Source organism: Mesorhizobium sp. B2-1-1, assembly GCF_006442975.2.
GTDB lineage: Bacteria > Pseudomonadota > Alphaproteobacteria > Rhizobiales > Rhizobiaceae > Mesorhizobium.
Map to the genome: position 1 here is coordinate 3,357,039 of NZ_CP083954.1, position 15,597 is coordinate 3,372,635.

Consider the following 15,597-nt stretch of genomic DNA (forward strand, 5'->3'; position numbering starts at 1 on the left):
CAAGCATGGCATGCCGGAACCGGGAATGATGACTTCAACAACGCATGTGCCGGCTATTGCCGTCAACGGCATACGCAAGGCGTTTGGCGCGACGGTCGCGCTTGACGACGTCTCCTTCGCGATCTCGCCTGGCAGCGTGCACGCTTTGCTGGGTGAGAACGGCGCCGGCAAGTCGACGCTGGTCAAGCTCCTATCGGGACTGGTGCGGCCCGATCAGGGCCAGATCAGCATCCTTGGCGCGCCGGCCGCGCTCGGTTCGCCGCGCGCCGCGCATGAACGCGGGGTGCAGACGGCGTTCCAGGAGATGACGCTGGTCCGCGACCTCAGCGTTCTCGACAATATGCTGCTGCCCTATGCGCCATCCAGCCCGACCGGATTGATCAGGCGGTCGGCCGCGCGCAAGGCAGTCGGCCGGCACATTGCCGATCTCGGTTTTTCGGTCGATCTCGACGCCGAGGTTGCGACGCTCGATCTCGCGGTCCGCCAGAAGATCGAGATCGCGCGCGCCGTCTACCGCAAGCCGCGCATCCTGCTGCTGGACGAGCCGACCTCGACGCTTTCGAGCGGCGACGTCGAATGGCTGGGAACAATCATCGCGCGGCTCAAGGCCGCCGGAACGACGGTCGTGTTCATCACCCACCGCATGCGTGAGGTGCGGGCCTTCTGCGATACGTTGACCATCCTTCGGAATGGCCGCCACATCATCACCGCACCGGTGGCCGACATCTCGGATGAGGATGTGATCGAGAAGATCATCGGCCGCGCCCTCGCGCAGACCTTTCCGCCAAGGCCTGAGGGCGCGGCCGTCTTCGGTCCGCCGGTGCTCGGCGTGCGCGACCTCAAGGCGGGCAGAAAACTCGACGGCGCCAGTTTCGATTTGCGCAGGGGCGAAATCCTCGGCATCGCCGGACTTCAGGGCATGGGCCAGCTAGACCTGTTCCTCGCCTGCTTCGGCATGGCCGAGATCGAACGCGGCCACGTCATGGTCGACGGCCGCAAAGTGTGGCTCGGCTCGCCGGCCGATGCGCTGAGGCCCAACATGGCGATCGGGCTGGTGCCGGAGGATCGCAAGACTGAAGGCCTGTTCCTGAAATTGTCGGGCCGGCAGAATGCATCCCTGCCGGTGGTCGGCCGCTTCACCCGGCTCGGCTTGATCCGCGAGGAGGAGGAAGCACGCGCGGTGCAGGCGGCCTTCTCGACGGTCGAGGTGGACAACCGAGCGCTGTGGACAAGGGCAGGCGCCTTTTCCGGCGGCAACCAGCAGAAGATCGCCATCGCCAAGTGGCTGGTCGCCGAAAGCCGCATCCTGCTGCTCTTCGACCCGACCCGTGGCATCGATGTGGGCACCAAGCATGAGCTCTACGTGATGATGCGCAACTATGTGGCGGCGGGCGGCTCGATCCTGCTGCATTCGACCGAAATTCCCGAACTCGTCCATCAATGCGACCGCGTGCTCGTTCTCTATGACGGACGGCTGGTGGCCGAGCTCGCCGGCGACGAGATCACCGAGAGCGCGATCATGCGGCCGGCGCTGGGGCATGACGGCAATATCCTGGAGGCGGCACAGTGAGCGCGGTCGGTTCGACGGCAACCGGACAGGCCGGATCCCTGGTGCGCCTCCTGGCGCGGCATCGCGGCGCCATCATCGCGGCGATCGTCTTTGCAGTGCTGCTCGTCGTCGTCGACCTGATCAGCGCCGGGCGGCTCACCTATTTCGACATCTCGTTCCTGTCGAGCGGCGGCGCCACCTCGGCGCTGGCGGCGATGGGCCAGACCATCGTCATCCTGTCCGGCGGCTTCGACCTGTCGGCGGGCGCCGTGGTTTCGCTGGTCAATGTGGTGCTGGCCACGTCGATGGATCCGATGGCGACCGGAACGAACGTCTGGCTGTGGACGCTGGCCGGCATTGGCGTCGGCATGCTCGTCGGGGCGTTCAACGGCTTCTTCATCGCGGTGCTGCGCATGCAGCCCATCGTCGTCACGCTGTCGACCATGTTCATCTTGCAAGGCATCACACTGCTGGTCATGGACAAGCCCGGCGGCTTTGTCTCGCCCGATCTCGGCGCCTTCTATCTCGGCGACGCGATCCCAGGCTGGTTGCCCATGCCGTTGGTCGTCATCGGCGTGGTCCTGCTGGCATGGTTCTGGCTGAAGGGCACGCGGTTCGGCACGGCGCTCTACGCGGTCGGCAGCGATCCGGACGCCGCTGCCGCGGTCGGCGTGCGCGTCGTTCTCGTGCGCTTTCTCGTCTATGTCATCGCCGGCGGCTGCTATGGGCTTGCCGGTGTGTTCATCAGCGCCCAGACCGGCAGCGGCGATCCGCTGGTCGGCAATCCGCTGCTGCTGTCGATGTTCGCCGCCGTCGTGGTCGGCGGCACGCGGCTCGGCGGCGGGCAGGGCGGTCCGTTCGGCACCGTCTTCGGCGCCTATATCCTGATGATGGTCGTCAACGTCCTGCTCGTGCTCAACGTCTCGGCCTATTATTCGACCATCGCCGAGGGCACCATCCTCATCCTTGCCGTTCTCGCGGGCTCGCTGTCGCATGGCTCCGTGCTCGCCTACCAGGTCCGCGCCTTGCGCGCGCGGTTCGCCGCATGGCGCGCCGGCATGCTGCCGTCGCAACTCGATCATACCGACCGCAGGCTGCGCATCGCTCACAAAACGGCCGTTCCAGGACAGGCACCCGGCTTTCGCGTTCGCAATGCCGAGGCGCTGCGCTACGCGCTGCCGGCTTACGTCTGCCTGGCCGTCGTCATGATCGTCACCCAGATCTGGCTCGGCCGGGCCATCTTCAATCCCACCTACTGGAACTCGCTGTTCGTGCTGTCGAGTTTCCTTGCCGTGCTTGCGCTCGGGCAGGGCAGCGTCATACTCACCGGTGGACTCGACCTATCGGTGCCATGGACCATTGGCCTGTCGGGCATCCTCCTTGCCGGCATGGTCAACGGATCGGACGCGGCACTCGCCTATGCGCTGCCGGTGGTGCTCGCCATCGCCTGTCTTATCGGACTGGCGAACGGCATCGGTATCGTTTTCCTCGGCATCTCGCCGATCGTCATGACGCTCGCCATCAACGGCATCCTGCAAGGCTTCGCGCTTCTCTATTCGCAAGGCACGCCGGCCGGCTTCTCCTCGCCCATGCTGCGCTGGTTCATGACCGGCAAGATATGGGTGGTGACGCCGGTCGTGCCGTTCATGGTCGTCTTCGTGGCCCTTGCGGTGCTGCTGCTTGGCCGCACGGCCTTCGGCCGCAAGGTCTACGGCATCGGCAACAGCCCGCGCGCGGCCCAGCTTTCGGGCATCGCCGTCGGACGGATGCTGATCTTCGTCTATATGCTGTCGGCGCTGTGCGCGGCCATCGTCGGCGTCATGCTGACCGGCTTTTCCGGCCAGGCCAGCCTTGGCATGGGCGACGACTATCTCCTGCCGTCCATCGCCGTTGTCGTGGTCGGCGGCGCGCTGATCACCGGCGGGCGCGGCCACTATCTCGGCATGCTCGGCGGCGTGCTGCTTTTGACGGCGCTGCAGATGCTTCTGGCCGGCACGACGCTGCCCTACGCCACACGGGCGATCCTGTTCGGGCTGGTGGTGCTCGGCGCCGTCATGGCGCTGCGCGAAAGACGCATACAATGAAGGGAATGGAATCATGAGCACGAGCGCACCCAAATCGCCCGACGAATTCCTGGCGGGGCTCAAAGGGCAACGTGTCCTGGTCACGGCGGGCGCCGGCGGCATTGGCTTCGCCATTGCCGAAACGCTGTCGCGGCTCGGTGCGCGCATCGTCGTCTGCGATGTGTCCGACGAATCCCTGGCGGCCGCCCCCAAGAAGATGGCGCTCGTCGCAGCGGTCAAGGCCGACGTGTCGCGCGACGACGATGTCGACCGGCTGTTCGAGGCGGTGGAGGAGAAACTCGGCGGCCTCGACGCACTGATCAACAATGCCGGCATCGCCGGGCCGACCGGCGGCGTCGACGAAATCGATCCGGCCGACTGGAGGCGCTGTCTCGACATCGGCCTGACCGGCCAGTTCCTGTGCGCACGGCGCGCCGTGCCGCTCATCAAGGGGGCCGGCGGCGGTTCGATCGTCTCGATGTCGTCGGCGGCCGGCCGCCACGGCTATGCGTTCCGCACGCCCTATTCGGCGGCCAAATTCGGCGTCATCGGCTTCACGCAGAGCCTTGCCAAGGAGCTTGGGCCGCACGGGATCAGGGTCAACGCCATCCTGCCGGGCATCATAGAGGGGCCGCGCATCGAGAGCGTTATCTCGGCACGCGCCAAACAGGTCGGCATCAGCCATCAGGAGATGACCGAACGCTATTTGCAGAACATCTCGTTGCGCCGCATGACCAGCCCGTACGACGTGGCTTCGATGGTCGCATTCCTGCTGTCCGACGCGGGCATCAACATTTCAGGCCAGTCGCTCGGCGTCGACGGCAACGTCGAAACGCTTTGAGGAGCAAGCCATGGCCAGGGTTGCAATTGTCGGAAGCGGGTTCATCGGACGGGCATGGGCGATCAGCTTCGCGCGCGCCGGCCATGATGTGCGCATGTGGGACCAGTCGCCGGTCGCGGCAGGCGGCGCGCGCGACTACATAGAAGGCGTGCTCGGCGATCTCGCTTCGAATGATCTGCTGCGCGGACAGACCGCGCACGCGGTGCTCGAGCGCATCGTCGTCATGGGAGACTTGGACGCGGCTCTGGCCGGCGCCGTGCATATCCAGGAGAACACACCGGAAAATCTCGAAGTGAAGCGCGAGGTGTTTTCGCGGATCGATTCCCTCTCTGATCCGCAGGCGGTGATCGCCAGCTCCACCTCGGCGCTGCTGCCGTCGAAATTCACCGATCATCTCCCGGGGCGGCACCGCTGCCTGGTCGTGCATCCGATCAACCCACCCTACCTCATTCCGGCGGCGGAGGTGGTGCCGGCGCCGTGGACGTCCGCCGAGACGCTCGAAAGAACGCGCGCCTTCCTCATCGATGCCGGCCATGCGCCGCTGGTGATGAAGCGCGAGCTCGACGGCTTCATCATGAACCGGCTGCAAGGGGCGCTGCTTGAAGAAGCTTTCCGGCTTGTCGCCGATGGCTATGCCAGCGTCGAGGACGTCGATATCGGCATCCGCGACGGGCTGGCGCTGCGCTGGTCGTTCATGGGGCCCTTCGAGACCATCGACCTCAATGCGCCGGGCGGCGTGCGCGACTATGCCGAGCGCTATCAGGGCATCTATTCCAATATTTTTCCGCAGATGCTGCGCCGCGTCGACTGGGCGGGCGAGGTGATGGAGACCGTCGAGGCCGAGCGCAGCAGGCGCTTGCCCCGGGAGAAACTGGGCGATCGGCAGGTATGGCGGGATCGCCGACTGATGGCGCTGGCGGCGCACAAGAAGAAATCGGATCAGGAGTTCGGACAATGAAAGAAACCAGCCGCAAGCCCGGCGCCACGGCGGCCAGGGGCAAGGTCATCATAACCTGCGCGGTGACGGGGGCGATCCACACGCCGACCATGTCGCCCTATTTGCCGATCACGCCGGACCAGATCGCCTCTGAGGCGATCGCCGCCGCGGAAGCCGGCGCCGCGATCCTGCATCTGCATGCCCGCGATCCGGAGACCGGCAAGCCCGACCAGACGCCGGAGGCCTTTGCCCGTTTCCTGCCACGCGTCAAGCAAGGCACCAATGCCGCCATCAACATCACCACCGGCGGCAGCCCCTATATGAAGGTCGAGGAGCGGGTGCGCCCGGCCGCCCAGTTCAAGCCGGAGGTAGCCTCGCTCAATATGGGCTCGATCAATTTCGGGCTCTATCACCTCGCCGACAAATACGAGACCTTCAAGTTCGACTGGGAAAAGCCGCATCTGGAAGCGACGCGCGACCTCGTCTTCCGCAACTCGTTCAAGGATATCGAGTACATCCTTGCCACCTGCTACGACAATGGCACGCGCTTCGAGTTCGAGTGCTACGACATTGCCCATCTCTACAATCTCGCCCATTTCGCCGACCGCGGATTGGTGAAGCCGCCCTTCTTCGTGCAGTCGGTGTTCGGCCTGCTTGGCGGCATCGGCACGCATCCGGAGGATGTCGCGCATATGAAGCGCACGGCGGACCGGCTGTTCGGCGACCAGTTCCGCTGGTCGGTGCTCGGCGCCGGCGCCAGCCAGTTGCGCATCGCCGCGCAATCGGCAGCACTCGGCGGCAACATCCGCGTCGGGCTGGAGGACAGCCTGTGGGCCGGCAGGGGCAAGCTTGCCAAGTCGAATGCCGAGCAGGTCGTGCTGGCGCGCAAGATCATCGAGGGGCTCGGCATGGAGGTGGCGACGCCGGACGAAGCGCGCGAGATCCTTTCGCTGAAAGGCGGCGACAAGGTCGCTTTCTGACACAGCCAATCGCTGCGCGAGCCAACAAAGAGGAGGACGGCATGAGGATCGAAGTCGTGGTGGACGTAAAGACCACGCTGGGCGAGGGACCGCTCTGGGACGTCGAGCAGGAGCGTCTCTACTGGATCGACAGTTTCGACGGGCGCGTCTTCCGCGCGACCGCCGACGGGCGCGAGATCCGTTGCTGGGACGTGCCGATGAAAATCGGCTCGATGGCGCTGCGCAAGGATGGCGGCGGCGCTGTCGTCTCGTTGCAGCGCGGTTTCCATCTGCTCGATTTCGCCACCGGCGAGGTGACGCGGATCCATGATCCGGAGCCGGACAAGCCAATGAACCGTCTCAACGACGGCAAGGTCGACCGGCGCGGCCGCTTCTTCGCCGGCTCGATGGACACGATGGAAGAGGGGCCGTCCGGCGGCCTTTACAGGCTCGATCCGGATTTCTCCGTCACCAGGATCGATTCCGGCATCATCTGCTCCAACGGTCCATGCTGGAGCCCCGACGACCGCACCTTCTATTTCGCCGACACCTGGACCGGCGAGATCTGGGCCTATGATTACGACATCGAGACCGGTGCGGCCAGCAACCGCCGCACCTTCGTTCGCGTCGATACCAGCCGCGGTGGTGCCGCCGACGGCTCGACCGTCGATGCCGAAGGCTGTCTGTGGAATGCGCTGGTCTATGACGGCCGCCTGGTGCGCTACGCGCCGGACGGCAGCATAGACCGTATCATCGACATGCCGGTGAAGAAGATCACCAGCGCCATGTTCGGTGGACCGAGGCTCGACACGCTCTACGTCACCTCGATGGCCAAGCCGCCGCTGCCGCGTTTTCCCGGCGATGGCGTGCTGCGCGGCAGCCTGTTCGCCATCACCGGCCTTGGCGTGACCGGAGTTCCCGAGCCGAGGTTTGGTGGCTGACGGGCGGCCTCTTAGAGCAGTTCACCGTTTTATGAAACGGCGAACCGCTCCATCTCTTTGTTTTTGCGCAATCCATAGGGAAAGCGCTACGCGCTTTTCCCGGGAAAACCGTACACACTTTTCCTTGAATTGCTCTCGCCGCTCCTCCCGGACGTCTTCCGCAAACTTCCTGCCGCTCGCAATCAGCTAAAAACTATCGGCACCATTTCTCCACCGCTAAGGCGATGGCCTTCGTGCAGTCGACGAGATCGCGCACCGAAACGCGCTCGTTCGGCTGATGCGCCTGCGCCGGATCGCCAGGACCGAAGTTGACGGTCGGGGTGTTGCCCAGGCCGGTCGGCAGGCCGATGTCGCTGTGTGCGCCGAAGCCGCTCAGGGCCGGCGACAGGTCGGCTGCTTTGACGGCCTCCTGGAACAGGCCGACAAAGGGGTTGTCCGACGGGATCTCGGCGCAATCGGCATCGAGGATCCATTCGACACGGGCAGGGTGCTTTCGCAGATAAGGATCCGCCTGGCAGACATTGGCGATGTGCTCTTCGATTTCGCGTTTGACATTGCCGCCCAGCCTGAACTCGTCATGCTCGCTCGGCAGATACTGTGCGTCGATGATGATCTCGCCGCGTCCTGCCATGGAGGATGGATGTTCGCCGGCATTGATCTGGGTGACGATGATCTGGTTGGGCAGGTCCATCAGCGGGTGGTTCTTCCTGGGATCGAACATCCAGCGCCGGTTGAGGATGTCGATGCCGTCGAGGATCTGCCGGCAAAGCTGGACGGCGTCGACCGGGCCGCTCGAATACCAGGCGTTCGGCGTCAGTTCGGCATGGCCGCCTATGCCGTCGATGATGATCTTGCCCCACAGAATGCCGTGACAAAGCGGTGCGATCCTGTTCGCCGTCGGTTCCGTCATGATGCCGGCGTCGGCGCGAAAGCCGCGATCAACCATGGCGAGCGACCCCATGCCGCCGATTTCCTCGTCGACGACGGTGGTGAAGACGACGTCGCCGGAGAGGGAAACGTCGAGTTCCTTCAGGATTTCGACCGCCATCAGCATGCAGGCGACGCCGCCCTTCATGTCGACCGTGCCGCGACCGTGCAGGAATCCATCCTTCAGGACAGGCTGGAAGGGATCGGTGGTCCAGTGCCCGGCGGCACCCGGCGGCACGACGTCGATATGGCCGGTCAGCATGATGGACCGCCCGCCGCCGGTGCCTTTCAAAACGCCGCCGAGATTGGGCCGGCCCTCGAACGTCCTGCCCTTGTTGGCGCCGGCACGTCCCTTGTATTTTTCGTAGAGTGCCGGGCCGTCTGGATCCCAGAGATCGGTCGAGAAGCCGAGTGCCTCAAGGCGCTTTTGCAGGTAGAGCTGGCAATCCCGCTCGCCGGGGCCGGCCTCCTTCGGATTCGATTTCACGATCGAAGGGAAGGCGACGAGATCGCTCAGCGTCTTGACGATGCGCTCGGCGGCTGCCTCGACGCGCGCGGCGATGGTCTCTTCCATGGAAGGCATTGTTATCTCCAACGTTGGGAAAGTCGGTCGGCGAGAAGGACGAAAACCAGAAGGGCGCCGACAATCCCCACCTGCCAGACCGTGTTGATGTTCAATTGCAGAAGGCCGGTCTTCAGCGTGACCAGCAGCAGGACGGCCGCGAACACGCCGCCGACGCCACCGCGTCCGCCGGTGATGACGATGCCTCCCAGCATGGCCGCGGTCAGCGATTCCAGTTCGAGGTTCTGGCCGATATTGGGCCTGCCGCTGCCGAGCCAGGCGAGAGAGACGAGGCCGGCAGCACCGGCCAGTGCGCCGCTCAGCACGTAGAGAATGAAGCGTACGCGATCGACCGGAATGCCGACCAGTTTGGCCGAGCGCTCGTTGAAGCCCATGGCATAGATCCAGCGCCCCCAGGCCGTCGAGAGCAACACGAGACCGGCAAGCGCGAAGCAGGGGACGGCGAGCGTGAGGAAAGGCACGGGGATGCCCATAATCGCACCGCGCCCCCAAACGAGCAGCCAGGCGGGCACGCCGGACTGCGCCGCGCCGCCGGTGACCGCAAGCGCGAGGCCGGAATAGACGAAGAATGTTCCCAGCGTCGCGATGAAGGGGAGAAGGGCGAGCTCGTTCACCAGCCATCCGTTCAAGGCACCGAGCACAGCGCCAGCCAGGATGCAGACGACCGGCAACAGAAGGGGCGGCAACCCCAGCTTCAGGGAAAGCATGGCAACGATCGCCGAGAGCGAAACGGCGCCGCCAACGGACAGGTCGATGCCCGCGCCCCCGGCCAGGACGACCAGCGCCTGTCCAAGGCCGACCAGGGCCAGGATCGTCGAAAATTGCAAAATCGTGGTGACGGTGCCAAGATTGAAGACCGAGGGCTTGAGCGCCAGCAGGCCGACAATAACGACCAGCCAGAGGCCGCACAGCAGAGCCAAAGTGAGGGCGGGGCCCTGCAGGTTCCGGATCCTGTTCATGCGCGGGCTCGCAGGAATTGGGCAAGCGGCAGCCGGTTGGAGACAGCTTCGAAGCCAAGCACGCCGATGATGAGAACGCCGGTAACCACAGGCTGCCAAAGCGAGGGGACGCCGATCAGGAGCAATCCATTCTGGAGAATTCTCAGAAGCAGTACGCCGAAGACCGTGCCGATCAAGCTGCATCTGCCGCCCAATATGCTCGTGCCGCCGAGAATGACCGCGGCGATCGCATCGAGCGCCAGCGTGCTGCCGATCGTCATCTCCACATTGCGGTAGGTGGCGACGTAAAACGTGGCGGCAATGCCAGTCAGGACGCCACTGATGACGAAGGTCATGAAGCGTACCTTGACCACGGGGATTCCGGACAGCCGGGCCTTTTCCTCGGAATTGCCGATCGCCAGCAGGTGCGGCCCGTAGGGGGTTCGCCGCAACGCCAGCCAGACGACCAGATAGGCGATGGCAATGACGATGGCTGGGACTGGAATGCCGAGTACGGTGGTTGCCAGAAGATTGGTGAGGCTCGAGGGCAGGCCCGAGAGCCACTGCCCGCCGAGAAGGACAAAGACGGCGGTGCGGTAGACGCCAAGCAGGCCGAGCGTTCCCACGATTGCCGGAACGCGACCGAGGACGACGACGGTGGCCGTCACGCAGCCGAGCAGCGCACCGACCGCAGGGCCAGCGATGAGCGCCAGCAGCGGATTGCCCTCGGCGCCGAGCACACGGCCGATCGCTATTGCCGCCAGACCCATGACGATGCCGATCGAGACGTCGATGCCGCCCATGGCCAGCAGCAAGGTCATGCCAAGGCCGATCAGCAGCAGTTCGACGCTGTTGCGCAGGACGGTCGCCGCATTGCCTGGCGTCGCGTAGTGGGGCGATGCGACAGAAAAGATGACGATCGCCAGGAGACAGGCGGCAAGCAAGGACCACTCCCGCCCGTTCATGGCCAAAACGCCGTTTCCAAACTGTCGCACCGTGTTCATCCCAAGGCTCAGAAGTTGAACTTGTCGACATTGTCCTTCGTGAAGACCGCCGGCGGTCCGAGCAGCAGGATGCCCTTGGCGGCATCATAGGTGGCGGGCTTTTCGAGGCCGGCGATCTTGTTTTCCGCTTCGAAGCTCTTGCCGTCGATCAACTGCTTGCCGGCCCAGACCGTGAGATAGCCCAGCTGTTCGGGATCCCACAGCACGGTGAAGCCGAAGGCGCCGCTCTTCAGGTAGGATCGCGCCGTGTTCGGGCTGCAATAGCCCGTGCCGATGACGGAGCCGATCTTACCGGCGGTTTCGATGGCCTGGGCGACGCCCGGGCAGGTCGAGGATGCGACGGCGATGATGGCCTTGATGTCGGGATTGGCGGCCATGAGATCGCCTGATATCTGCGCGGCGCGCTCGGCCGTGCCGCCGGCGAATTGCGGAGCCAGCAGTTTCAGCTTCGGATATTTGGCGGTGGCCTCTTTCTGCATGAAGCCGATCCAGGCGTTGAGATTGGACGCCGTCGCCTCGCCGGAGACGATGCCGATCGTGGCGTCCTCGCCGACGCGCTTCACCAACTCATCGATGATCGTCGTGCCGAGCCCTTCGTCGGTCGCCTGCGCCACATAGACGGCACGGCCGCTGTCGGGTGCATCGCTGTCGCTGGTGAAAAGCTTGATGCCCTTGGCCTTGGCGCTCTCGACGACGGGCGCGATGCTGGACGCATCCAGCACGCTGACCGAGATCGCCTGGACACCCTGGTCGATCAGGTTCTGCACGATCTGCAACTGATCGACCGGGTTGGTGTCGACGGGGCCGGAATAGATGAAATCGACGCCCAGGTCCTTCGCGGCGCGATTGCCGCCGGCTTCCATGGCATTGAAATAGGGTATGCCGATCAATTGCGGGACGAAGGCGACCTTGGGCTTGTCGGCGGCATGCGCCGCCGTGGCGACCACGAGTGACAGCACGGAAACGGCGAGCGCTTTTTTGAGTTGAGAAAGCATTGGTTTATCCTCTCTGGAATGGACGTGCATTTCAGTTTGATTTTTCAAGCGCCCGCACGTCGGGATGAGCGCCTGTTATGAGCGAAACGACTTCCTCGTGATTGGTCTCGGCCGCCAGCCGTTCGGCCACCTTGCGGCCGCGCCGGAACACCACGATGCGGTCGGCGACCTCGAACACTTCGGAAATGTTGTGGCTGATGAGGACGACGGCACAACCGCGCGCGGCAAGCCGCCGCGTCAGTGCCAGAACCTTGCGGGTTTCGGCGACGGCAAGGGCCGCCGTCGGCTCGTCCATGATGACCAGCCTGGCATTCAGATTGAGGGCCCGGCAGATGGCCACGGCCTGGCGCTGACCGCCGGACAGGCTGCCGACGGGTGCTTCCGGATCGGAAATATGCGCGTCGAGCTCTTTCAGCAGGCCGTCGACGCGCTGGCGCATTTCCTTGCGCTTCAGGAAGGGAATACCCAAAATGGAGCGTTTCAATTCGCGGCCGAGAAAGACGTTTTCGGCAATCGACAGGTTTTCCGAGAGCGCCAGTTCCTGAAAGATCGTCGCGATCCCCGACGACGCCGCATCCTTGGGCGAGGAGAAAGCCACCGGATTGCCCTCGATGAGAAGCTTTCCATCGCTGGGCGGATGGGCGCCCGCCAGGATCTTGATGAAGGTGGATTTGCCGGCGCCGTTGTCGCCGAGAAGCGCCAGCACCTCGCCAGAGCGGATCTCCAGGTCGACATTGGCAAGCGCGGTCAGAGCGCCGAAGCGCTTGGCGATATTTCTGGCGACAAGAAACGGTTCTGTCATGGCGGTTCCCCGGCGGTTGCTGGTCGGCTAGACGGCCTTGCTGACCCAGCGCAGCACGTTGGTCCAAAGACGCGCATAGCCCGGCCATTCCACGAAGCTGTTGGGCAGCCAATGCGGGCCGATATCCGACGTCCAGGCCAGCGTGCGGCCCTGGCCATGGCGGCCGGTGACCAGCAGCGGATGACCGCCGTGATCCTGCGGCAACCGTGCGAGGATTTCGACGTCATCGCGATCGCGAGCGACGACCTCGTTGGCGCCGAGCAGCAGCGGCCATTCGCCTTCGATGCCGGCAAAGATCGGGTGATCCTTGGGACCGGTGATTTCAGGCCGGAACCCTTCGGGAATCTCGAGCCGGTCGTCATAGGGGAGGCAGGTTACCGGCAGCGCCTCCTCGACGGCCGTGCGGTGCCAGCGCGCCTTGCCGTCGATGCCCTGGAAAGAGAAATAGCCGCCGATCATGACCATGCCACCACCGGCCTGCGTCCAGTCGCGCAGAAGCTTGAGCCGGTTGGGCACTGTCTTGCCGTGCAGCCAGACATCGGGGTGAAGCAGCAGCGAGTTCGCGCCGATGTCGGAGAGGATGATGGCCTTGTATTGCGACAGGCCCTCCGTGGTGAAAGGCAGCTTTTCGACGGCTTCATGGGCCGGCATGTAGTCGAGGTCGAATTCGCTGCTCTTCAAGGCATCGACCAGCGGCGTCGCGCCCAGGTGAAAGGTGACGCTGCCGAACTGATCGAACCCCTTGTAGTGGGTCGCCGAACTCATCCAGCTCTCGCCGACCAGAAGCACTCTTGTTTTCGCCATGACCAATACTCTCCTGGGTTCCCGTAAGTTGTTGGTTCAGCTTGCCAACATGGCGTTGTTCGCCAAAGCGGCAGCCTTCAAAGTCGCGAAATCCGCGATGTAGCCCTGTGCGCCTTCGACCGTGGTCGTCAGGCTCGCGCCGATCGCCGCATGGCGGGCGGCGTCGTCCAGCGACGCACCATGCAGCCAGAGGCTTAGGAATATGCCGGCGAAGCTGTCGCCGGCGCCCGTCGCATCGACGCGGTCGACAGGCAGTGCCGGCACCTCGATCTGCGGTCCGCCATTCGCCGGAAAGACGACCGCGCCAAACTCGCCGAGAGTGAGCACGACCGTTCCGCGCGGCTTGATGCGCGCCAGCATCAGCCGCACCTCTTCGATCATCGTCGCCATCCTGGAGCGAAAGTCGAAAATCTCCCGCATCATCACATCGTTGATGAAGGTCAGGTCGATGTGCCGGACCATCTGCGTGAAGGTTTCAGGCGTGCGTGCGCTCTTGGGCAGGCCGGCCGAATGCAGGCTCACCCTCCAGCCGGCCTGATGAAAGCGCGCGATGGAAGCGGTCATCGTTTCGTAGTGGAAGCCTTCGATGTGAAGACAGGCCGGGCGCGGCTCGGGCTGGATGTCCAGATTGGCGGTCAGATCGATCTCGCCGAGTTCGAACGGTTCACTGATGATCGTGCGGCTACCATTGCGCTCGATGATCACGATGGCTTGCGAAAGGCGGTTGTTGGGCGTGTTGCGGATCGGCAATGCGTGGACGCCCAGTTTGGAAAGCGCGCCGAGCGCCCAGTCACTCTCCGGGTCTTCACCGACCGCCGTCGCCAGTTCCACGTCGAGAGCGTAGGGCGCCCCAACACCGGCGGCGGCAACCGCGAGATTGGCCGCGGGCCCGCCCAGCGCCTTCTCGATATGGCTGGCTGTGATGCGGTCGTCGCGATGCGGCAGGACGTCGACGCGGCAGAGAAAGTCGACACTGACCCGGCCCGCGACCAGGAGCCTCGGCAGATGATCGAGATTCTTCGGCCTGTGGGGCGCGCGGCCCGGCAGCGAGCGCGCAAACGAACTCGGCCGGTACATCAGCGTGGCGATCGCCTTTTCGATGCGTTCGCGCGTGGCCTCCTTCAGGCCGGCAGTCCCGTTGATGAAGTTCGACACCGTTCCGATGGAGACACCGGCCGCGCGTGCGACATCCGCTATGGTTGGGCGCTTGCGTTGCAATGGTTGGCTCCGATTGAAGCGTTTCAAACGGTATCAACGGAAATGCCGCCCCTCAACGGAATTATCTTCTAAAAAGGTCTGGAATTTGCAGAGAAACTTGGAAAACTATGGCGATGTGGCCCCAATTGCGGGTCATTCGTTCCAGAATTGAACGTTTTTCAATTCTTAAGCCGAAAGACTGCGTCGGCGAATTGCCTGCTTTCATTCGGATAGCTTCGCCGAGCCGATGATCTAGATCAGCAGCAAGCCCTTCATGCTGGAATAGCCCTTGCGACCGATGATGATGTGGTCATGCACGGAAATGCCCAGCCGCTTGGCCGCGTCGATGATCTCCTTGGTCATCTCGATATCGGCACGCGATGGCGTCGGATCGCCCGACGGGTGGTTGTGCACCAGGATGATTGCCGTCGCCGACAGTTCGAGAGCGCGCTTGACCACCTCACGCGGATAGACGGGCGTATGGTCAACAGTGCCGGTCTGCTGCACCTCGTCGGCAATCAGCGTGTTCTTCTTGTCGAGGAACAGGATGCGGAACTGCTCGCGCGCCTCGAAGGCCATGGCTGACCGGCAATAGTCGAGAAGCTGCTGCCAAGAGGAGAGGATTTCGCGGCCATGGACCTCGCTGCGCGCCATGCGCTGGGCCGTCGCCGCAATGACCTTCAGGTCGAGCGCTACCACCGGGCCCACGCCCTTGACCTCCTGGAGGAGGCCGACGGGCGCGCCAAGCACCTCGGCCAGGGTACCGAAGCGGGAGAGCAGCGCCTTGGCGACCGGCTTGGTGTCGGCGCGCGGGATCAGGCGGAAGAGCAGGAGTTCCAGAAGCTCATAGTCGGGCAGGGCGTCCGGACCTGCCGAGGCGAAGCGTTCGCGCAAACGGTCGCGATGGCCGAGATAATGCGGCTTCTCCTCGATCCTCCTGGCCTTCGCAGGAGGCCGGGCTGTCCCAGGAGAGTGCATGGTCGCGGAAAGCTGCGCAGGCTTTTCTGCAAAGAAACTGCGCTCGTCGTCGTCACCTGACATCTCGTCTGCCCCCAGC

Annotated in this window: 14 protein-coding genes; 6 read left to right on the plus strand and 8 right to left on the minus strand. The window is 64.2% G+C overall.

Going from position 1 to position 15,597, the window contains the following annotated elements; translation table 11 throughout:
* Nucleotides 1–28: 28 nt before the first annotated feature.
* The 6 genes from FJ972_RS16410 to FJ972_RS16435 are packed head-to-tail and all read left to right on the plus strand — an operon-like array spanning nt 29 to nt 7,290.
* Complete coding sequence (locus FJ972_RS16410) at nt 29–1,570, plus strand: sugar ABC transporter ATP-binding protein (RefSeq protein WP_140521257.1); 1,542 nt, start codon at nt 29–31, stop codon at nt 1,568–1,570.
* Nucleotides 1,567–3,633 carry an ABC transporter permease gene (locus FJ972_RS16415; RefSeq protein ID WP_140521019.1) on the plus strand — a complete coding sequence of 689 codons (2,067 nt, stop codon included), beginning with the start codon at nt 1,567–1,569 and terminating at the stop codon, nt 3,631–3,633. The genes FJ972_RS16410 and FJ972_RS16415 overlap by 4 nt, the downstream gene beginning before the upstream one ends.
* A gap of 13 nt (nt 3,634–3,646) precedes the next feature.
* Nucleotides 3,647–4,453 (plus strand): SDR family oxidoreductase, encoded by an 807-nt coding sequence (locus FJ972_RS16420; protein WP_140521018.1) that lies wholly within the window; start codon nt 3,647–3,649, stop codon nt 4,451–4,453.
* A 10-nt stretch (nt 4,454–4,463) separates the two neighbouring features.
* Nucleotides 4,464–5,411: a 3-hydroxyacyl-CoA dehydrogenase gene (locus FJ972_RS16425; RefSeq protein WP_140521017.1), complete on the plus strand. Its 948-nt coding sequence runs from the start codon at nt 4,464–4,466 to the stop codon at nt 5,409–5,411.
* The gene (locus FJ972_RS16430; protein ID WP_140521016.1) at nt 5,408–6,370 is read left to right on the plus strand and encodes a 3-keto-5-aminohexanoate cleavage protein; all 963 of its coding nucleotides are present in this window, start codon (nt 5,408–5,410) and stop codon (nt 6,368–6,370) included. Before FJ972_RS16425 ends, FJ972_RS16430 begins: the two co-directional genes overlap by 4 nt.
* Before the next feature lie 41 nt (nt 6,371–6,411).
* The gene (locus FJ972_RS16435; protein ID WP_140521015.1) at nt 6,412–7,290 is read left to right on the plus strand and encodes an SMP-30/gluconolactonase/LRE family protein; all 879 of its coding nucleotides are present in this window, start codon (nt 6,412–6,414) and stop codon (nt 7,288–7,290) included.
* 193 nt (nt 7,291–7,483) lie between these two features.
* On the opposite strand, the gene FJ972_RS16440 is transcribed toward FJ972_RS16435, so the two are convergent.
* The 8 genes from FJ972_RS16440 to radC all read right to left on the minus strand — a co-directional run bounded on the left by FJ972_RS16440 (nt 7,484) and on the right by radC (nt 15,581).
* Nucleotides 7,484–8,800 (minus strand): M20 family metallopeptidase, encoded by a 1,317-nt coding sequence (locus FJ972_RS16440; protein WP_140521014.1) that lies wholly within the window; start codon nt 8,798–8,800, stop codon nt 7,484–7,486.
* A gap of 2 nt (nt 8,801–8,802) precedes the next feature.
* Nucleotides 8,803–9,759, minus strand: coding sequence for an ABC transporter permease (locus tag FJ972_RS16445; RefSeq protein WP_140517085.1), 957 nt, complete (start codon nt 9,757–9,759; stop codon nt 8,803–8,805).
* Nucleotides 9,756–10,682, minus strand: a complete 927-nt coding sequence (locus FJ972_RS16450) for an ABC transporter permease (protein ID WP_224518945.1) — start codon at nt 10,680–10,682, stop codon at nt 9,756–9,758. The genes FJ972_RS16445 and FJ972_RS16450 overlap by 4 nt, the downstream gene beginning before the upstream one ends.
* 68 nt (nt 10,683–10,750) lie before the next feature.
* Nucleotides 10,751–11,737: an autoinducer 2 ABC transporter substrate-binding protein gene (locus FJ972_RS16455; protein WP_140495805.1), complete on the minus strand. Its 987-nt coding sequence runs from the start codon at nt 11,735–11,737 to the stop codon at nt 10,751–10,753.
* Nucleotides 11,738–11,768: 31 nt separating this feature from the next.
* Nucleotides 11,769–12,539 (minus strand): ATP-binding cassette domain-containing protein, encoded by a 771-nt coding sequence (locus FJ972_RS16460; protein WP_140517083.1) that lies wholly within the window; start codon nt 12,537–12,539, stop codon nt 11,769–11,771.
* A 27-nt stretch (nt 12,540–12,566) separates the two neighbouring features.
* Nucleotides 12,567–13,343: a glutamine amidotransferase gene (locus FJ972_RS16465; protein ID WP_140495807.1), complete on the minus strand. Its 777-nt coding sequence runs from the start codon at nt 13,341–13,343 to the stop codon at nt 12,567–12,569.
* A gap of 36 nt (nt 13,344–13,379) precedes the next feature.
* The gene (locus FJ972_RS16470) at nt 13,380–14,561 is read right to left on the minus strand and encodes a carbohydrate kinase family protein (protein ID WP_140521013.1); all 1,182 of its coding nucleotides are present in this window, start codon (nt 14,559–14,561) and stop codon (nt 13,380–13,382) included.
* Nucleotides 14,562–14,792: 231 nt separating this feature from the next.
* Nucleotides 14,793–15,581 carry a RadC family protein gene (radC, locus tag FJ972_RS16475; RefSeq protein ID WP_140521012.1) on the minus strand — a complete coding sequence of 263 codons (789 nt, stop codon included), beginning with the start codon at nt 15,579–15,581 and terminating at the stop codon, nt 14,793–14,795.
* Between the last annotated feature and the right edge of the window lie 16 nt (nt 15,582–15,597).